At 53.7% G+C, this 18,640-nt stretch carries 16 protein-coding genes; 4 read left to right on the forward strand and 12 right to left on the reverse strand.

Annotation, left to right across the window (positions count from 1 at the left end; all coding sequences use genetic code 11):
- Positions 1 to 45: 45 nt before the first annotated feature.
- The 7 genes from AC6I8W_RS03710 to AC6I8W_RS03740 all read right to left on the reverse strand — a co-directional run bounded on the left by AC6I8W_RS03710 (position 46) and on the right by AC6I8W_RS03740 (position 8,349).
- A complete protein-coding gene (locus AC6I8W_RS03710; protein ID WP_497837034.1) occupies positions 46 to 1,029 on the reverse strand; it encodes a hypothetical protein in 984 nt (327 codons plus the stop codon).
- A gap of 460 nt (positions 1,030 to 1,489) precedes the next feature.
- Positions 1,490 to 2,533 (reverse strand): cyclase family protein, encoded by a 1,044-nt coding sequence (locus AC6I8W_RS03715; RefSeq protein WP_497837035.1) that lies wholly within the window; start codon positions 2,531 to 2,533, stop codon positions 1,490 to 1,492.
- Positions 2,530 to 3,861, reverse strand: coding sequence for an MFS transporter (locus AC6I8W_RS03720; protein WP_497838097.1), 1,332 nt, complete (start codon positions 3,859 to 3,861; stop codon positions 2,530 to 2,532). Before AC6I8W_RS03720 ends, AC6I8W_RS03715 begins: the two co-directional genes overlap by 4 nt.
- Positions 3,862 to 3,935: 74 nt before the next feature.
- On the reverse strand, positions 3,936 to 5,255 hold the full coding sequence (locus AC6I8W_RS03725; RefSeq protein WP_497837036.1) for an MFS transporter: 1,320 nt from the start codon (positions 5,253 to 5,255) through the stop codon (positions 3,936 to 3,938).
- 29 nt (positions 5,256 to 5,284) lie between these two features.
- Positions 5,285 to 6,238 carry a phosphoglycerate dehydrogenase gene (locus AC6I8W_RS03730; RefSeq protein ID WP_497837037.1) on the reverse strand — a complete coding sequence of 318 codons (954 nt, stop codon included), beginning with the start codon at positions 6,236 to 6,238 and terminating at the stop codon, positions 5,285 to 5,287.
- A gap of 60 nt (positions 6,239 to 6,298) precedes the next feature.
- Positions 6,299 to 7,183, reverse strand: a complete 885-nt coding sequence (locus AC6I8W_RS03735) for a dihydrodipicolinate synthase family protein (protein ID WP_497837038.1) — start codon at positions 7,181 to 7,183, stop codon at positions 6,299 to 6,301.
- 17 nt (positions 7,184 to 7,200) lie between these two features.
- Complete coding sequence (locus AC6I8W_RS03740) at positions 7,201 to 8,349, reverse strand: iron-containing alcohol dehydrogenase (RefSeq protein ID WP_497837039.1); 1,149 nt, start codon at positions 8,347 to 8,349, stop codon at positions 7,201 to 7,203.
- 192 nt (positions 8,350 to 8,541) lie between these two features.
- Between AC6I8W_RS03740 and dtnK the strand changes: the two genes are divergently transcribed.
- From dtnK to AC6I8W_RS03755, 3 genes are read left to right on the forward strand one after another with little or no spacing between them, the layout of a single operon-like run.
- Positions 8,542 to 9,813, forward strand: a complete 1,272-nt coding sequence (gene dtnK / locus AC6I8W_RS03745) for a D-threonate kinase (protein WP_497837040.1) — start codon at positions 8,542 to 8,544, stop codon at positions 9,811 to 9,813.
- A complete protein-coding gene (locus AC6I8W_RS03750; protein WP_497837041.1) occupies positions 9,806 to 10,786 on the forward strand; it encodes a D-threonate 4-phosphate dehydrogenase in 981 nt (326 codons plus the stop codon). The genes dtnK and AC6I8W_RS03750 overlap by 8 nt, the downstream gene beginning before the upstream one ends.
- A 6-nt stretch (positions 10,787 to 10,792) precedes the next feature.
- Positions 10,793 to 11,554, forward strand: coding sequence for a DeoR/GlpR family DNA-binding transcription regulator (locus AC6I8W_RS03755; protein ID WP_480368401.1), 762 nt, complete (start codon positions 10,793 to 10,795; stop codon positions 11,552 to 11,554).
- A gap of 264 nt (positions 11,555 to 11,818) precedes the next feature.
- On the opposite strand, the gene AC6I8W_RS03760 is transcribed toward AC6I8W_RS03755, so the two are convergent.
- From AC6I8W_RS03760 to AC6I8W_RS03775, 4 genes are all read right to left on the reverse strand, one after another.
- On the reverse strand, positions 11,819 to 13,135 hold the full coding sequence (locus tag AC6I8W_RS03760) for a ferredoxin reductase family protein (RefSeq protein ID WP_497837042.1): 1,317 nt from the start codon (positions 13,133 to 13,135) through the stop codon (positions 11,819 to 11,821).
- A 273-nt stretch (positions 13,136 to 13,408) separates the two neighbouring features.
- Positions 13,409 to 14,224, reverse strand: coding sequence for an adenosylmethionine decarboxylase (speD, locus tag AC6I8W_RS03765; protein ID WP_497837043.1), 816 nt, complete (start codon positions 14,222 to 14,224; stop codon positions 13,409 to 13,411).
- Between the two features lie 28 nt (positions 14,225 to 14,252).
- Positions 14,253 to 15,116 (reverse strand): polyamine aminopropyltransferase, encoded by an 864-nt coding sequence (speE, locus tag AC6I8W_RS03770; protein WP_497837044.1) that lies wholly within the window; start codon positions 15,114 to 15,116, stop codon positions 14,253 to 14,255.
- A 108-nt stretch (positions 15,117 to 15,224) separates the two neighbouring features.
- The gene (locus AC6I8W_RS03775) at positions 15,225 to 15,572 is read right to left on the reverse strand and encodes a YacC family pilotin-like protein (protein ID WP_013507908.1); all 348 of its coding nucleotides are present in this window, start codon (positions 15,570 to 15,572) and stop codon (positions 15,225 to 15,227) included.
- 176 nt (positions 15,573 to 15,748) lie between these two features.
- Here AC6I8W_RS03775 and cueO point away from each other — a divergent pair, with 176 nt between their 5' ends.
- Positions 15,749 to 17,341, forward strand: a complete 1,593-nt coding sequence (cueO, locus tag AC6I8W_RS03780; RefSeq protein WP_497837045.1) for a multicopper oxidase CueO — start codon at positions 15,749 to 15,751, stop codon at positions 17,339 to 17,341.
- Here the strand turns inward: cueO and AC6I8W_RS03785 are convergent.
- Positions 17,338 to 18,618 carry a cystathionine gamma-synthase family protein gene (locus AC6I8W_RS03785; protein ID WP_497837046.1) on the reverse strand — a complete coding sequence of 427 codons (1,281 nt, stop codon included), beginning with the start codon at positions 18,616 to 18,618 and terminating at the stop codon, positions 17,338 to 17,340. The two genes, cueO and AC6I8W_RS03785, sit on opposite strands and share 4 nt — an antisense overlap.
- Positions 18,619 to 18,640 lie beyond the last annotated feature (22 nt).

Here is an 18,640-nt window from a genome sequence, read left to right on the forward strand (position 1 = left end):
AAATCACGCTGTTACGGTTATTGTTGAGAATATGAATTGATAGAATTAATCAAGCTGGGCGTAAGTAGTCACTTCTAACGTATCACCGATTAGCGCTACGGAATTTGGTGCCGACGCTTCTTTGGCAAGGCCTATAATGAATTCACCACCATTCGGGAACCAGGACTGAATCACTTTAGCGGCAATGTCACCTTCAGTACCCGGTTTCACTTTCACATAAGATGCATATTTAGTCCGTGCCTTATCCAGTACCACGACATAATAACTATCGGTCGATGCATCTTCCGGTACTTTATACTTCACTGTGAAGCCTTTTTCTGCTGCTACATTAGCCTCAAGCCTGCCACGGTTATCTTTCGATACGATTCCTTTTGTAAATGATTCGAGTCTACAGGTAGTTTGCCAGCCTTTTCCTTCAATGATGAACACCTTGTTTTCTGTTAAGTTATCTAATATCGGGCATGCAACCTCATAACTAAGAGATTTAACCGATACTGACATTTTTACATTGTCACCAAATTTAACATTGTGTTCTTTCCAAATGCCGCTATCACCGGAATAGAGTTCTGCCTGGTTTGGGGTCATATCAGGCAGATGTGATGTGGTTTTTACACCGCCGTTAATCGAAAATAATCCTCTGATAGCTTCCTCTGAGTTATTGATAATGGTAACTACTGGGGAGTTCATCGGCTTATAATCACTAAAGGAGTGGGAGCAGCCCTCACCTGAGCTTTGCATTTTAAACCCTTTGTTGATGCCGGAAATGATTGCGTAGTTGCATTCGGTTTTGCCATCATAACCGACATTCAGCACCGTGCCATTATAAATATTGCCGTTATCAATAATCAGTTTTGACGGGTTTTCTGATGGCTTTGATTTATAGTAATAAGTTTGCTCTTGTCCGTTGGATTCACCATCAGCGATCTGGACCCTGACATAGTCCGGATTCTCAATAAAAGCGGTAATCGCAAAGGCAGATGGCATCAATAACATACCGGTTAACGCTAAAGCAACTTTTGATTTTTTCATTTAACAAATTCCTGTTTAATTATTATTTCCATGATTTACGGATAAAAACTATATGGGTAAAAAGCCATTGCAGAATAGCATTAAAAAATGCGAATTCAATATTTCTCAAAGTAAAGAAGTTAAATGAATTGAATGGGTTTTTATTTAATTGATTATGTTATGGCTAGATGTGAAATATGAAAGAGGTTTCGCGGTATTAATCAGAAGTTTCGTGTTGAATTAATTATAAGGTTTGCGAGTCGGTGGGGAATGAAGATTCTCTTGTGTTTAATTATTAACCCAAGGTGCTGCAATAATGCTTTTTGTGAGGTGAGTCACGTAAATATTTACTGCAGATGATGACGTGTTGTCTAAGCCAGGTATAAGGCAGTTCCGTTACATTGATGGAATACCCGATACCTGACGATTAATTTGGAATATACCCCTAAACAGAGCCTATAAAAGTGTCTAAGCGTTTTGATTAAACCGTTGCAATCGGCGTAGCAGGCGACCCTACTGCACCCGGCAGCCGCAGCGGCGGGGCCGTCACCAGAAACGCATGACGCTGATGATGCGCCAGCCAATCCGCCAGCGGACTCAATAGCCACAGCTCGCCGAGATACACCCCCAGCCGGAACAAGCAGAGATCATGCAGTGGATGCGACGGATAAAAATCATCGTTTAACGGTCGTGCCGGTAGCATCTCCACCGCCGGATTGTCGGCAATAAGCGCCACAACACCGCTTTCTACAATCCACTGCCGCAATAGTGCATCGCTGCCGTCCAGCCCCGCAAAGTGGCTGTTAAGGAAGGTCATATCCGGCTCGCCTTGCATCGACAGAATCGCTTCGTCCATGCCGGTACGGAAGCACACCAGGTCGCCCGGGCGCACTTCGATACCGTCCGCCTGCAAAATCTGTTGCAGATGCGTATAGCCAAAGGCGAAACGCTCGGTGCCAAAGTGGCGCTTGATATCGATCATCACCGCCCGCCCCTGAATGCCGTGCTGCGCCATATGTTCGATGCCCAGCGCTTTAGCTCCCAGATGGCTACCGTGATGGCAGCCACACCCGGCGCGATAGTCGGTTTCACCGACGATATCGACATTGGCCTTGTAGCCGTTGTAGAACACCATCTCCGGCTCACCGTTAGCGTTCACGTCAAACCATTGCCCCATATGCGCGAGGCTGTCCCATTGGGTGGAATATTGCAGCGCCAGCGTCACGGTGTCGTCGCAAATCACATCACTCAACTGTGGATTATCACGTGACAGCGGATAGGTCATATTGGCGTGCTCGCCGCGCCGCGTGGCATTGAGCTGTGGCGGTGGACGCCGTGGGTTCATCGCCGTGCCGCCCGGTAAGTCGAGCGGCAAACTCAGGCAGAAGGTCTCTCCGGTCTGCACTTCCGCCACGCCTTCCCGTACTTTTTGCGGCGTCAGCAGATTGAGACGACCTAGCTGGTCATCGGGGCCAAAATCACCCCAGGTGGAGTGGGGCGGGCGTTGTTTCCAGCGGCTATTCATACTTCTCTCCTCAATGCGCCATCCAGCGCAGCGTTGTCGGCCACACCCATCGGCTGCACGCGCGGCAGCCAGAAGGCATACACCAAAGCGCCGACCACGCCGATGACACCGGCGATTTCCAGCGGAATCACGAACGAATGGGTGAACTGCATGATCACGCCAATCAGAATCGGCGAAATGATGCCAGCAAGGTTGGCCGCCATATTCTGGATACCCCCAATGGTGGCGACATTGGCGCGGTTAGGTGCCACGTCTGACGGCAGCGCCCACAAAGCCGCCGAAGCAAAAGTTGCGGCAAAGTTAGCGAAGCACAGCGCAGACAGCGCCAGGCCTACCGTCGGGGAAAAGGCCGCCAGGCCGATAGTGGCGCTGCCGAGCATCCCGCCGACCAGTGGGATTTTACGTGCCACGCTGAGCGAATAACCCCGGCGCACCAACGAATCCGACAGCAAACCGCCACACCAGCCACCGACAATCGCGGCGATACCCGGCAGCATGCCGAGCAAACCGAACTTCATCAGCGAAAGATGGAAGGTTTCCACCAGATAGGTTGGGAACCAGGTAAAGAAGAAATAGGAAACGAAGTTGATGCAGAAGAAACCCGCCATCATCGCCTGCACGGTGCGCTGCGCCAGCAACTGACGTACGCTCATCGGTTCGCCGTTTTGCGGGTCCTGATTGGCCTCAATAAACGCCACTTCCTCCGCGGAGACGGCCTTGTGTTCGCGCGGATCGCGATACCACAGATACCATGCCAGCGCCCAGACCACCGCCACCAGGCCGGAGATGACAAAGGTCATACGCCAGCCAACCAGCGCAATCAAAAACGAGATGATCGGAATCGCCAGGGTGCCGCCAATTTTGCTGCCGTTGTTAAAGGTGGCGGCGGCGAAGCTGCGTTCCTGGCGCGGGAACCAGCGTGTCACCGTCGAGGAACTGGCGGGATAGCTAGGGGCTTCGACCGCGCCGAGGACAAAACGGAAACCCACCAGCGCAGCGATGCTGCTGGCGAGACCGCAGGCCGCTGTAGCCAGTCCCCAGCCGAGGCTACTGAGGGCGAAAGTGATGCGTGGGCCGAGTTTATCCACCAGCCAACCGCCTGGTAACTGAAACAAGACATAGCTCCAGAAGAAGGCGGAGAGCAGCAACCCGCTGTCGGTGGGTGAGAAGTGTAACTCCTGGCTCATAAACGGGATGGCGACGCTCATTGCGGCGCGGTCGATATAGTTGATGGCGATGCCGACAGACAGCACCGTCAGAATGATGAAACGAAATTTCCCTTTTCTTGCCGAAACAGCAGCAGATGCTCCATTGGAATTCAGCGACATCATCGCCTCCAATTGTTTTTTTATAGTGAGTTGTAGGGAACGCCGCATCAGGACGATGCGGCGGGTCAGGGCGCTTACGCGCCGCTGGTCAGAGTATGTGGATGATGAACCTGCTCCTCATCCACGATAGGTTCAACTTTGCCCATCAGGAACAGGTAGTTCAGGATACCAATCACCACCAGCACGGCAGAGAACACCAGTGCCCAGGTGAAGTGACCGGTAGCGCCAACGATCGCGCCGGTAATGATTGGGCCAACCGCGCCGCCCATATTGGAAACGGTGTTTTGCAATCCGGCGACAATCGACACGCTGTTTTTCGGTGCCACATCGCCCGGCAATGCCCAGACCTGGGAAGCCGCGACGGTAGTACCGGATTTGGCGATGCACAGCAGCAGCACGGTCATGAATACCGAATCGGTGAACGGCGCGAAACCGATGCACAGCGCCATCACCAGGCCAATGGTCAGAAACAGTTTGCGCGTGGCGGTCAGCGACAGCACTTTGCTGTGCACCATACGGTCGGATGCCCAGCCTGCCAGCACTTCAATCACCATGCCGCAAATTAACGGCAGCGCTGCCACCATCCCCATCTTGAGGAAATCCATGCCTTTATCTTTCACCAGGTAGGTTGGCAGCCAGGTGATAAAGAAATAGGAGGTGTAGTTGATGGTGAAGAAGCCAATACACATCGCCCAGATATTGCGATAGCGCAGCAGCTTGTACCATTTCATCGGCAGTACGCTTTTGTCGCCGTGTTTGTTGGCCTGGCCGTCACGGATCAGGTGTACTTCATCGCGGCTGATCGCTTTATGATCTTCCGGGTTCTCGGCGTAGATAAAGTACCAGGCAATCACCCAGAACAGGCCGACGGCACCGATGGCGAGGAAGGTGATGCGCCAGTCAAACATGGCGATCATCCAGACGATCAGCGGCATGGCAACGGCACCGCCAAATTTGGAGGCGCTGTCAAACAGCCCAGAGACGGTGGCGCGCTCGCGATCCGGGAACCAGCGTGCAGCGATCCCGGCGTTGCTCGGATAAGCCGCAGCTTCACCGACACCCAGCGCCAGGCGCAGCGCCAGCAAAGATTTAAAGCCGGTCGCCAGGCCCATCGCCATGGTAGCGATTGACCACCAGCCAACGGCAATCCCCAGCCCTTTTTTCTGACCGAAACGGTCAGCAAACCAGCCTGCCGGAATTTGCAGCAGCGCGTAGGACCAGAAAAACGCGGCCATAATCACACCCATCATTTCCGGGTTGATTTCCAGTTCTTTGATCAGATGCGGGGCAGCAGCAGAGAGTACAGTACGGTCAATATAGTTAATGGCAACCGCCAGCCACATCAGGCCTGCGATCCACCAACGAATACGGGTCGAGCGTGAGGGTGTATGCATAATAATCACTCGATTCAGGGGGGCGGCCCTCAGGCCAGCCCGTTCATCACGTTAACCGGGCGTTCGCCCTGTTTAATGCACTGCACAATTTGCGTTACACAGCGTTCGCCGATGGCGCTGATTGCCCCGTCGGTGTAGCCCGCAATATGTGAGGTCGGAATAAAGTTACTCAGGGTGAACAGTGGATGTTCCGCCAGTGGCTCCTGCTCAAACACGTCAGCAGCGGCACCGGCGATCACGTTGTCCTGCAACGCCTGGAACAGATCCTGTTCATTCACTACGCCGCCACGCGACACGTTGATCAGGAAGGCGCTTTTCTTCATCCGTTTGATACGTGCCGCATCAAACAGGTTGCGCGTTTCATTGGTCAGCGGGGTGTGCAGAGTGATGAAGTCGCTCGCTTCGGTCAGTTGGTCCATGCTGACGAATTCGATGCCGTGTTCCGCCGCGAATTTCTCGTCCGGGTAGAAATCAAAGGCGATGACGCGCATGTTGAAGCCTTTGGCGCGCAGTGCGACCTGCTTACCAATGTTGCCCAGCCCGACGATGCCCAGCGTTTTACCGTACACGTCGGTGGCGAAAATACGCGGCCAGTTGCCGGCGCGGGTTTCTACCGCAGCCTGCGTGACCTGGCGGGCGCTGTTGAGGATCAAGGCAAAGGCGAAGTCGGCTACCGCATGTTTGTTGGCATCCGGCACGTTGGTGACATAGATGCCGCGTGCGCGGGTGGCTTCCAGATTGATGTTATCGACGCCAACGCCGTGCTTGCAGACGATCTTCAACTGCGGCGCTTTGCTCAGCAACTCTTCGTTGACGTCGGTAAAGGCGACAATCATTGCCACGGTGTCAGCCAGATGCGGCTCCAGCGCGCTGAGCGGCGTATCGGCGGGCAGAGTGATCAGTTCAAAACCTTGCTGTTGCAACGTGGTGATTGGCGTTGCGTCATATTTGGCGAATGACGGTGAGGTACAGATGACTTTCATAACGCTTCCCGGTGTAAAAAGTGGAACAGGCAAGGGCAGCACAGGCTGCCCTGACGGCCGTTACTGCAAATACTGGTTCACGATCTGGCGGATTTTCTGCTCTTCCTCGGCAGTGAAACGCACCGCATAGCGGCTGTCGCCCACGTTATAGCCGAGCAGCGAAACCGCCTTCTTCACCGCTGCCGGTGAGAAGCCGACGCTGTAAAGGTCGGTACGTAAGCCGGTGACGTTTTCCTGTGCCAGACGGGAGCCTGCGATATCGCCCGCGTGGAAGCGCGACCAGATGGCGTTGATCTCTTTCGGTGCCACGTTGGCAAGGCCGGAGATGCAGGCAGAACAACCATCAACGAAGCCCTGATGAATCAGCGAATCCGGGCCGTTCAGCACGTCAAAATTATCGATGCCTTCGGCTGCTTGCAGGAAACCGCTCAAACTCTCGTAGCTGCCTGCGCTGTCTTTGATACCGATGATGTTGGGATGTGATGCCAGTTGGCGCACGGTCTCCGGTTGTAACGTGTTGCCGGTACGCGCCGGGATGTTGTAGAGGAACAGCGGCACATTCAGCGCATCCGCCACGGTTTGATAGTGATAAATCAGCTCATCTTGTTTCAACGGCACGAAGTACGGGGTGATCACCGATACCGCATCAACGCCCAGCTTCTCAATCTGCTTGCCCAGACGGATAGTTTCACGGGTGGAGATTTCGCCGATATGCGCCACCACCGGCGCGCTGCCGTTCACTTCATCCACGCAGGTTTCGGTGACTGCCAGTTTCTCCTGCTCATTCAGCACGAAGAATTCGCCGTTGGTGCCGCCGCAGAAAATACCGTTACCGGCGCTCAGTTGACGCTTAACCTGCTCACGTTGGGTGGCAGGATTAAAGGCACCGTCGCGATCGAAGGTGGTGACAATGGCGGTCAGTACGCCCTGAATTTTGTTGCTCATGATTTCCTCGATAGTCCTTAGTGATTCAATGCCGGAAACAGCGTCAGGTAGACGTTTCGCACGTCATCGGCGCTCACTTTCATCGGTACATTCTTCATCAGGCGTTGCACGTCGAGCGCGGCTTCCACCAGATAGGGCAGGTGATCCGGGCCGATACCCAGTTCTTCCAGGCTGGCAGGCAGTTTCAGACGCTGCACTAGCGCGGCGAAGTACTCGACCAACGCGTGCGATTTCGCTTCTTCATCCAATGTCAGGTCGGCGTCAGGCAGCAGGTCGTAAGCCTGCGCAAATTTGCTTACGGCAGCCGGACGCACAAAACGCATGCAGGGGGCCAGCAGGATGGCGTTGGCGACGCCGTGTGGAATGTGATACTTGCCGCCCAGCGGGTAAGACATGGCGTGCACCAGGTGCGTACCGGCATGGGCAATCGATGCGCCGCCATAATAGGAGGCCCACAGCATATTGAGACGCGCTTCGAGATTACCCGGTTCGGCGACGGCAGTTTCCAGGCTGGCGAACAGCTTTTTCATGCCGATCATCGCGTAGTTATCACTCACCGGGTTGGCGACAGTGGCGGTGAAGCACTCAATCAGGTGGCACAGCGCATCAATCCCGGTGGAGGAAGCGATGTGCGGCGGCATGCTGGTGGTCAGCTCCGGCACCAGCGCGACATAATCTGGCAGCATCACCGGGGTAATAATGCCGACCTTGGTCTCTTTCTCCGGGATCGCCAGGATGGCGTTCGGTGTGGCTTCTGAACCGGTGCCAGCGGTAGTCGGGATCAGCAGCGAGGTGGTGCGGGTCAGCGGTTTTTCCCCGGCCAGTAGGGCATTGAGGGTTGGCGCGCCTTTGACACACAGAATAGAGAGCAGCTTGGCAACGTCCAACACGCTACCGCCACCCACGCCAATTACCAGATCCACGTCGGTGGTCGGCAGCGCAGCAACAATCGCTGCCACATCATGCTGGCTGGGTTCTGGTGGCACGCTGTTCACCAGGCTGAGGCTGGCAATTTGCTGCTTCAACTGGGCGATCAGTGTCTGTACAGCCGGAATGCCCTCTATATTCTTATCAGTGACCAGCAGCGCTTTCTGCTTACCATTCAGCAGGTAGCTGAGGTCATTAAGTGCCTGATAGCCGCTAATCACGGTGCTGTTGATATTCATTTCGTACCCTTTTCCCGATGTTATCGCGCTGATTGATTGGTTTTGCTCATCAGTCTGCGATGTCTGTCACTAACTGTGCCTGAATTTATAGGGTATATTGATTTCAATTAATTTGATCTTGCTCACATATAATCAATCATGATTGAATATAATCAATCTCAACACGGCAAGCTGCCCGTTACAGGAGAGAGGATGCGTTCACAACCTTGGAAAACACCGGTTCTGGTGATTGCCGATGATTTTACTGGTGCTAACGATGCCGGAAGCGGGCTGGCCAGGGCAGGTGCGCGCGTACACGTACTTTTTAATAGCGATACGCCACACGATGCCAATACCGCCGATGTGCTGGTGATCAGCACCGATAGCCGGGCGGTGAGTGCTACTGAAGCCGCGCAACGTACTGAACGTGCGGTACAGCAGCATCAGGCGATGGCGCAGGATGGCTGGTTGTTTAAGAAGATCGATTCCACCTTACGTGGTAATCCCGGTGCGGAAATCACCGCATCCATGGCGGCCAGTGGTAAAGCGTTGGCGCTGGTGGTGCCTGCGGTGCCCAGACTGGGGCGCACCACGCGTAAGGGTGAAGTATGGATCAATCAGCAACGCCTGACTGACACCGAGTTTGCCAGCGACCCGAAAACGCCCGTCACCAGCAGCAACGTGTTGACGTGTTTACAGATGCAGAGCGATTTGCCAGGCGAAGTGATCGATATCGACATGCTGCGCAGCGGCAAGCTGGCGCAGATGCTGGCAGAGAAGCAGGGGCTGGTGGTGATTGATATTGAGCAGGATGCTGACCTGAGCTTATTGATGCAGGCCGCCGCTGCGCTGCCAACGCGTCCACTGCTGGCCGGGGCATCCGGTCTGGGCGATGCGTTGGGCGAGTATCTCGCCGACCGACCGGCGCGACCGGTGTTGGCGGTGGTCGGCTCGATGAGTGCCATGGCCTCGCAGCAGATTGATCATCTCGCCCGTCAGCGTGCGATTCGCATTATCGATATTGATATCTGCCAGCTGTTTGCCCAACCGGCATGGCCACAGGGCAACGCATGGCAGCAGGCGATGCAGCAGGCATTGCGCGCCGGTGAGCACTGCGTGGTGCGTACCACACAACATGCCGGCCAGCGTCATGAGATTGACCGGCTATGCCAGCAGCAACAGGTTTCCCGTCAGGAGCTGGGCGAGCGTATCTGCCAGTTTCTGGCGCAACTGACCGCAGCGGTGTGCCACAGCGTCCAGCCTGCCGGGCTGTATCTCTCCGGCGGTGATGTGGCGATTGCGGTGGCGCAGGCGCTCGGTGCCAGCGGTTTTCAGATTCAGGGTCTGGTGGCGGGCTGTGTGCCGCACGGGGTTCTGCTTAATAGTGATTTACACCTGCCGGTGATGACCAAAGCGGGTGGCTTTGGCGACGAAAACACCCTGGTAGAAGCCATTCGTTTTATTGAGGAGATGTCGAGTGAATAAAATTATTGCGGTGACCATGGGCGATCCGGCGGGCATCAGCCCGGAGATCATCATTAAAGCACTGGCAGAAGGCGATCTGGCCGGTGTACCTGCGGTGGTGGTGGGCTGCGCCAGTACGCTGCGTCGGGTGATGGGGTTGAACATTACGCCACAGGTTGAACTGCGCGTGCTGGACCAGGTAAAAGACGCGCATTTTGCACCGGGTATCATCAACGTGATTGATGAGCCGCTGGCGAACCCGGAAGCGCTGCAACCGGGCGTGGTGCAGAAGGAAGCGGGCGATCTCGCCTGGCGCTGCGTGAAACGTGCTACCGAGCTGGCGCTGGCAGGGGAAGTGCAGGCCATTGCCACTGCACCACTGAACAAAGAAGCGCTGCACTCGGCTGGTCATATCTATCCGGGACACACCGAGCTGCTGGCGCAACTGACCAACACCAAAGATTACGCGATGGTGCTTTACACCGATCATTTGAAGGTGATTCACGTTACGACCCATATCGCGCTGCGCAAATTCCTCAATACCCTTAATCGTCCCCGCATTGAGACGGTGATCGGCATGGCGGATACCTTCCTGCGTCGCGTCGGATTCGACAAGCCACGCATTGCGGTGGCCGGGGTTAACCCGCATGCCGGTGAAAACGGTTTGTTTGGTGATGAAGAGATCACCACCGTTGCACCAGCCATCAAAGCGATGAAGGAAAAAGGCATCGATGTTTATGGCCCGTGCCCGCCGGATACCGTGTTCCTGCAATGTCAGCAGGGGCAGTACGATATGGTGGTGGCAATGTATCACGATCAAGGACATATCCCACTGAAATTGCTTGGTTTTTATGATGGTGTCAATATCACTGCCGGTTTGCCGTTTATCCGTACTTCTGCGGACCACGGCACTGCCTTTGATATCGCCTGGACAGGTAAGGCGAACTCTGCGAGCATGGCGATCTCCATCAAACTCGCGATGCAACTTGCATAGGGAAATATGAAGGGACAAAGTCGCCTCGACCAGATTATGGACTATCTGAAAAGCCATAATCTGGTTACTGTTGAACAGCTGGTGAGCGCCATTTCCGCCTCACCGGCCACTATTCGCCGTGATCTGATTAAGCTGGACAAGGAAGGCGTGATTAGCCGCAGTCACGGCGGCGTTACCTTGAATCGCTTTATCCCCGCGCAGCCCACCACGCTGGAAAAAATGCAGCGTAATCTGGCCGAAAAGCAGGCGATCGCCCATTTTGCCGCCGGTTTCGTGCAGTCAGGGGATGCGGTGGTGCTGGATGCCGGCACTACCATGCTGGAGCTGGCGCGTCAGCTGACTCATCTGCAACTGCGGGTGATTACCGCTGACCTGCATATCGCGCTGTTTTTGTCTGAATTCAAACAAATTGAAGTCACCATCATTGGCGGGCGGATTGATGATTCCAGCCAGTCATGTATCGGTGAACATGGCCGCCGTTTGCTGCGCAGTATCAACCCGGATGTCGCTTTTGTCAGCTGTAACTCGTGGAGTATCGAACGCGGCATTACCACGCCAACGGAAGAGAAGGCCGGTCTGAAGATGGATTTGCTGGCGAATGCGCGTCGCCGGATTTTGCTGGCCGACAGCAGTAAATACGGTTCCTGGTCGCTGTTCTGCGCCGCACCGATTGAGAGTCTGACCGATATCGTTACCGATGCGCGGCTGGATGATGAGGTGTGTCGTAATCTGCGCGAGCGTGGCATTGCGTTGCAACTGACGGAATAAATCGATTACCTCACCCTGTCATGGCTCACGAGTTCAGGCGCGAATGCGCCGAACTCGTTCTGAGCACGATGACGCCATTACATATACTATTTTCTGCATACGGTTTTGCGATGACGGTAATTCTACTGGCGATAAGTTGCGATATTTTAGGGGAATTATTAAAAATAGACTCTGCTATATGCAAAGAATATTATCAATGCCAGTATTATCACGGTCGTGATAAAAATAAGAAGGTCGGCAAATAATTTACGCATTTTCGCCTCTTTATACAAAGTGATAGCGCTCTGAGTGATATTTCGTTAACGGGACGTGTAATTCTGCCAGTGTTTTTTCAATCTCATCCATCATTCTGTTCGGGCCGCAGATAAAGTATTCATGTTGTTCATGGGGCGCTGGGATATAACGCTGTATCAGTTCGCTGCTAATGAAACCAGTTTCTCCCGTCCAGTCTTTCGGGGGCTGCTCAAGAACATGTATGACCTGTAGGTTTATCCTGTCTGACAATGCTTCCAGTTCTTCTCTGAAGGTAATGCCATCCCAGTTTTTATTACCATATATCAGTATTATTGGACGTTTATCACCCTGATCCGCAAACGTTCGGATGATACTCATCATCGGGGTAATACCAATTCCTCCGGCAATTAACACATGCATATCCGCTGGATTACCCACAGTGAATGCCCCATAGGGACCATCAATATAAACACGCTTACCCGCAATCACATTTCTGATCTTATTGGTGTAATCGCCAGCAGCTTGTATGGTCATTTCAATCGACTCTTTCGCCGTTTCCGCACTGGATGAAAAGGAGAAGGGATGGGACGTCAATTTGAACGGGCTTCCCCAGACGTTCAGCCAGCCAAACTGGCCTGGAACAAAAGGAAACCCTGAATGACCAATGGGTTGCATCACCAGCGTGGTACTACCTCCCCGTTCATTGCGCGTTGCGATAACCTGATAAGGTTTACGTAACATCAGAAAAGGTCGGACGATACGTGTATAAATCAGCAGGCAACACCAGAGGATGGCTAATCCTGTCCACAAGGCGCGTTTTAAGGGCGCATCTAAATAGAATCCCCAGGCAAATGTATGAAGTAGACCAGCACCAATTACCAGAACTGCCAAAATAATATGAGTATAATGCCAAACCTCGTAGCTAATTTTTAGTTTTACACGCCACAGGGCCAACACCAGTAATGCAATAAGTGAATAGGTAGATATTGCCGCGAAGCGTGCCCGCCACGGGGCCTCAATAAAGTTAAGCAGCGCCAATCTTTCCGGTCGTAAAATAAAAAGGATGACAGGATGGGCAATAATCAGGGCCAGGGCTATAAAAGATATTTGTCTATGAAAATGATAAATAACATCTTCCCCCCACGGGCTTGTCACCGCACGAAAGCGAGCGGTAAGACCAACCTGTAATCCGAGAATGGCCAGACCAGCGTAACCTGCCGCAGCGGAAAATTCTGTCCAGAAATCCCTGGAGGGTGGGAGTGGACCTATCAGAAGAACAAATAACGGACCTACAGTGAAAAATAGATAGAACAATACCCATAGGGTATTTCTTGTAAAAATGTTCATGTCCACAACCCCGCTCAGAGTTATTACGGATTATATATCATTTATTTTTCCATCAGTCTTATGTCGGTTGAATAATGGTCAATCTATTGTACATACGAAGCGTAGACGAACATTTATGTTTATACCAAATGATAACTGATACCACACGGGCATGTGTTTATTAATGGCTGGTATTAAACATAATGAATTTATTTATAAATTTTCGGGGCATTAAAGTTTTGGCGGGCTGCTGCCCGCCATAAAGAATTGACTGAATCACTTGCGTGAAAGGTGTCAGAGCGCGCCGGGTTTCAGGCCCACCGACGGAATATTGCGGCCGTAATAAATCTCCCGCATCTCTTTCCACAACAAGCCGGTAATGCGCCGGTGTTCTTCCGGGCTGAGATCTTCCGGTTTAGTGTTGAACAGGTAGTGCTTCAGGTCGAACTCTTTCAGCAACATCTTGGTGTGAAAGATATTTTCCTGATAAACGTTCACATCAAGCATGTCGTACATCGACTTCATATCTTCAGACATAAAGTTCTGGATCGAGTTGATCTCATGATCAATGAAATGCTTCACGCCATTCACGTCACGGGTAAAACCGCGCACGCGATAGTCGATGGTAACGATGTCAGATTCCAGCTGGTGAATCAGGTAATTCAACGCTTTCAGCGGTGAAATCACGCCGCAGGTCGAGACTTCAATATCAGCGCGGAAAGTGCATAAACCGCCTTCCGGGTGGCTCTCCGGATAGGTGTGCACGCAAATATGGCTCTTATCGAGGTGTGCTACCACGGAATTAGGCAGCGGTCCGGGATGTTCTGAGTTATCGATGTCTTTTGGATCGATTGGCTCTTCGCTGACCAGAATGGTGACACTTGCTCCCTGCGGTTCATAGTCCTGACGTGCGATATTCAGCACGTTGGCCCCAATGATCGAGCAGGTTTCCGTCAGGATTTCGGTCAGACGGTTAGCGTTGTACTGCTCATCGATATAGGCGATGTAACCATCACGCTCGGCTTCAGTATTTGCATAGCAAATATCGTAAATACAAAAACTCAGGCTCTTTGTCAGGTTATTGAAGCCATGTAGTTTTAGCTTTTGCAATTTTGTTCACCCCCTTCTAAATATCCAATCAGCACGCGTCTGACAGGGCATTCAGCAGATATTGTGGCAGGGCAAAGCTGCCAGTGTGGATTGCCGGATTGTAGTATCGGCAGTTCAGGCCAGCGGCCGCAAAACGCGACTGCAAGGTAGCGCTATCGGGTTGACGCAGCGCCGGATTGTCGCTCGCCCAGGCAAAAGTCATGATGCCGCCGTAATAGGTCGGAATCGCTGCCTGATAGAAGCTGACATCGGAAAAGTAGTGGCTGAGTTTGCGATGGCTGTTGATCGCTTCGTCCTGCTGCAAAAAGCAGACACCGTTCTGCGCCACAAAAATACCGCCCGGGTTGAGGGCGTTTTTGCAACCGGCATAGAATTCTGAGGTGAACAGGCTCTCTCCGGGACCGATTGGATCGGTGCAGTCAGAGATGATCACATCGAATTTCTCCTGCGTCTGGTTGACGAAGTTGACACCATCATCAATCACCAGTTGCAAACGCGCATCGTCATAAGCACCGGCGCTGTGGTTGGGCAGATATTGTTTGCAGAAGTTCACTACCCCGGCATCGATCTCCACCATGGTGATCTGTTCGATGCTGGCATGACGTGACACCTCGCGTAGCATGGCACCATCGCCGCCACCAATGATCAGCACGCGTTTTGCCGCTCCGTGCGCCAGAATCGGCACATGGGTCATCATTTCATGATAGATAAACTCATCGCGCTCGGTGGTTTGTACCACGCCGTCCAGCGCCATAACGCGACCGAACGCCGCATTTTCAAAGATGACTAAATCCTGGTGCGCAGTCTTGTCGCGGTAAAGTTCCTTTTCCACCGTGAAATACTGTCCGAAACCGGCATGAAGGGTTTCATACCACATTTCATTTTGGGCCATGATAGAGGCTCTCCTGTGATGACATCGCCATGAAAATGGGCGGCAAATCATAGCGAATTATGACCGTGGTTGCACGGTCAAATGTTCAGCAGGAGAGCGGGCGGCGGGTTATTTGACGTAGGCGAGCAGGCTTAACGAGTCGCGCGCCAGTGACTTACATTTTTTGTCATTGGTGATGGCGATGCCGCTCAAATCTTTGTAGCTGTCTTCGCCGAGCGCTTTCATATTGAAGGTGCTGTAGTTACTCAAATCCCAGCGATTTTGCTGGGCGAAGAACACCAGCGCTTTGCGAATCTGTGCATCAGGTAAGTCCTGATAGCCGCAATCATTTTTCAGATAAACAAACACCGCAGTGAGATCGGCCAGATCTTCCGCTTCGGATTCGCTCAGTGCAAAGCTGGTGGAGGAGAAGCCAAGGAGTCCCGCCAGCAGCAGGATCTTGATGCTTTTCGTCATAATCATTCTCAACAAGGGACAATAAACTGACGTTAGCACAGATAATGGCAGGATTCCGATAAATTTGCCGCCAGGCTGCGGCCTGTACTTTTTTTCGCCGTCTGTTGCGTCAGGGCTTGACCCTCCCGCAGGGGCAAGGTTTACGCTGAAGTCTTATGCACAATAAGGATATGAATATGCAACGTCGTCATTTTCTCAAGCTGACTGCCGCCCTTAGTGCAGCAGGTGCCCTGCCGATGTGGAGCCGCTCACTGATGGCCGCCACGCGCCCGTTGTTGCCAATCCCCGCGCTGCTGGAAGCGGACGCACATGGCACCTATAACCTGATCGCCCAGGCTGGCAGCAGCCAATGGAACGGTAAATCGGTGCCGACCTGGGGTTACAACGGCAGTCTGCTCGGTCCTGCGATTACGTTGCAGCGCGGCAAACCGGTAAACGTCAATATCCATAACCGTCTGCCGGAAGCGACGACCGTGCACTGGCACGGGCTGGAAATCCCCGGCACGGTGGATGGCGGCCCGCAGGCGATCATTGCGCCCGGTGCGACCCGCCAGGTAAGCTTCACCCCGGATCAACCCGCTGCAACCTGCTGGTTCCATCCGCATCAGCATGGCAAAACCGGCCATCAGGTGGCTCAGGGGTTGGCGGGATTGGTGCTGCTTGAGGATGAGGTATCCGGCAAATTGCGTCTGCCGATCCAGTGGGGTGTTGACGACGTGCCCCTGATTTTCCAGGACAAGCTGCTGACGAAAGATGGCAGTCGCATCGATTATCAGCTCGATATTATGCGTGCGGCGGTGGGCTGGTTCGGCGACATGATGCTCACCAATGGCGCGCAGTATCCGCAACATGCGGTGCCGCGTGGCTGGCTGCGGCTGCGTTTGCTGAATGGTTGTAACGCCCGTTCGCTGCATATCGCCACCAGTGATAAACGCCCGCTTTACGTGATTGGTAGCGATGGCGGTCTGCTGGCGGAACCGGTGAAGGTGGAGAGCCTGCCGCTGCTGCCCGGCGAGCGTTTTGAGGTGATGGTGGACACCTCCGACGGCAAAGCGTTTGATATGGTGACACTGCCGGTGACACAGATGGGCATGATGCTGGCCCCGTTCGACCAGCCACTGCCGTTGGTGAACATCCTGCCGCTGCGCGTGATGGCAAGTGGCGCGCTGCCGGACAAACTGGTGGAGCTGCCGCCAGTACCGGCGACCGAAGGGCTGCAAACCCGTTGGTTGCAACTGATGATGGATCCGCAACTCGACAGCCTGGGGATGCAGACGCTAATGGATCGTTACGGTGCGAAAGCGATGGGCAATCATCACGGCATGGCAATGCCTGCAGACAAAAAACCGATGGACATGAAGATGGACATGGGGGGGATGCAGATGGATCACAGCGGGCATGGTAGCGCTGTACCCGGCTATGACTTCCATAATGGCAACAAAATCAATGGTGTTGCTTTTGATATGACCAAACCGATGTTCGATGCGAAGCTCGGCAGCCTGGAAAAATGGACCATTTCAGGCGAAGGCGACAGCATGCTGCATCCGTTCCATATCCACGGCACCCAGTTCCGTATTCTGTCAGAAAACGGCAAGCCGCCGGCTCCGCATCGTCAGGGTTGGAAAGATATGGTCAGCGTCGACGGTTGGCGCAGTGAAGTGTTGGTGCGCTTCAATTACGTTGCCAGCGCCGAACACGCGTATATGGCGCACTGTCACCTGCTGGAACATGAAGACACCGGCATGATGCTCGGCTTCACCGTGACTTAACCGGCCAACGCCAGGCGGATATCTTCAATTAAATCATCGGCATGTTCGATGCCGATGGATAACCGTACGGTAGCGTCAGTGATACCAATGCGCTGGCGTATCTCGGCGGCGACGCCCGAATGGGTAGTGCTGGCCGGATGGCTGGCGAGTGATTCTGTGCCGCCAAGGCTGACCGCCAATTTGAACAGATTCAGGGCGTTGAGGAAACGGAAGGCGGCTGACTGACCGCCGCGAATATCAAACGAGAACGTTGAGCCTGCGCCAAAGCACTGACGACGATAGGTTTCCCCGGCGCTGCTGTTCTTATCCAGGAAGGGGAGCCAGTGCAGTTTTTCCACCTGCGGTTGATCACGCAAAAACGCCGCGACTAACGCTGCGTTGTGCGCGGCTTTCTCCATGCGCAGCGACAGCGTTTCCAGTGAACGGCCAATCATCCAACTGGAATGCGGGTCAAGCTGGGTGCCGATGGCACTACGCAGCGCGCGTACCTGGTCGATCAACGCTTTTTTGCCCAGCACAGCACCAGCGATCAGGTCCGAGTGACCACCAACATATTTGGTCAATGAATAGAGCGACAGGTCAGCCCCCTGTTCCAGCGGGCGCTGAAAAATCGGACCCAGCAGGGTGTTATCACAGGCAATAATCGGGCGCGATCCCTGATGCTGAGCAATCACCTCGGCGACTTCCACCATCAATTCAATATCCACCAGGCTGTTGGTGGGGTTGGCAGGGGTTTCCACCAGAATCAACGCCACGCGTCCCCGTTGCCAGGCCAGTTTGGCAGCTTCGTGGACTTTCTCTTCATCGGTGCCATCGCTGAAGCCAACCGCTTTGATTTCGAGATTATGCAACGTCTTGCTCAACAGGGTTTCGGTGCCGCCGTACAGCGGCTGTGAATGCAAAATCACCTCACCTGGTCGGGCAAAGGTCAGCAAGGTGGTGGCAATCGCCGCCATGCCGGAAGAGAACAGGGCGGCGCGTTCTGCTCCTTCGTAAATTGCCAGCCGATCTTCAACAATTTCGCTGTTAGGATGATTGAAGCGTGAGTAGACCAGGCCGCCGCTCTTGCCTTCGGGAGGTTCACGGCGTCCAGCGACAAAATCAAAAAAATCTTTTCCCTCTTCGGCGCTATTAAACACAAAGGTGGAGGTGAGAAACACCGGCGGCTTAACCGCCCCTTCCGACAGGCGTGGGTCGTAACCATAATTCAGCATTTGTGTTTCGGGATGGAGCGAAGAGTGGCCAGGCGGCGATTTTTTGCTGGATGAAGAGGTCATAACGTCTCCGGGTTGGCAGGGT

Source organism: Pantoea sp. X-Soil-TKNS-1211 (genome assembly GCF_059730495.1).

Bases quoted from the DNA above. Each gene is read 5' to 3' on its own strand.
- AC6I8W_RS03725 (WP_497837036.1), bottom strand. From the start codon at position 5,255: ATGCATACACCCTCACGCTCGACCCGTATTCGTTGGTGGATCGCAGGC.
- speE (WP_497837044.1), bottom strand. From the start codon at position 15,116: ATGGCCCAAAATGAAATGTGGTATGAAACCCTTCATGCCGGTTTCGGA.
- AC6I8W_RS03785 (WP_497837046.1), bottom strand. From the start codon at position 18,618: ATGACCTCTTCATCCAGCAAAAAATCGCCGCCTGGCCACTCTTCGCTC.
- dtnK (WP_497837040.1), top strand. From the start codon at position 8,542: ATGCGTTCACAACCTTGGAAAACACCGGTTCTGGTGATTGCCGATGAT.
- AC6I8W_RS03730 (WP_497837037.1), bottom strand. From the start codon at position 6,238: ATGAAAGTCATCTGTACCTCACCGTCATTCGCCAAATATGACGCAACG.
- AC6I8W_RS03740 (WP_497837039.1), bottom strand. From the start codon at position 8,349: ATGAATATCAACAGCACCGTGATTAGCGGCTATCAGGCACTTAATGAC.
- AC6I8W_RS03710 (WP_497837034.1), bottom strand. From the start codon at position 1,029: ATGAAAAAATCAAAAGTTGCTTTAGCGTTAACCGGTATGTTATTGATG.
- AC6I8W_RS03715 (WP_497837035.1), bottom strand. From the start codon at position 2,533: ATGAATAGCCGCTGGAAACAACGCCCGCCCCACTCCACCTGGGGTGAT.
- AC6I8W_RS03720 (WP_497838097.1), bottom strand. From the start codon at position 3,861: ATGTCGCTGAATTCCAATGGAGCATCTGCTGCTGTTTCGGCAAGAAAA.
- cueO (WP_497837045.1), top strand. From the start codon at position 15,749: ATGCAACGTCGTCATTTTCTCAAGCTGACTGCCGCCCTTAGTGCAGCA.
- AC6I8W_RS03775 (WP_013507908.1), bottom strand. From the start codon at position 15,572: ATGACGAAAAGCATCAAGATCCTGCTGCTGGCGGGACTCCTTGGCTTC.
- AC6I8W_RS03735 (WP_497837038.1), bottom strand. From the start codon at position 7,183: ATGAGCAACAAAATTCAGGGCGTACTGACCGCCATTGTCACCACCTTC.
- AC6I8W_RS03755 (WP_480368401.1), top strand. From the start codon at position 10,793: ATGAAGGGACAAAGTCGCCTCGACCAGATTATGGACTATCTGAAAAGC.
- AC6I8W_RS03760 (WP_497837042.1), bottom strand. From the start codon at position 13,135: ATGAACATTTTTACAAGAAATACCCTATGGGTATTGTTCTATCTATTT.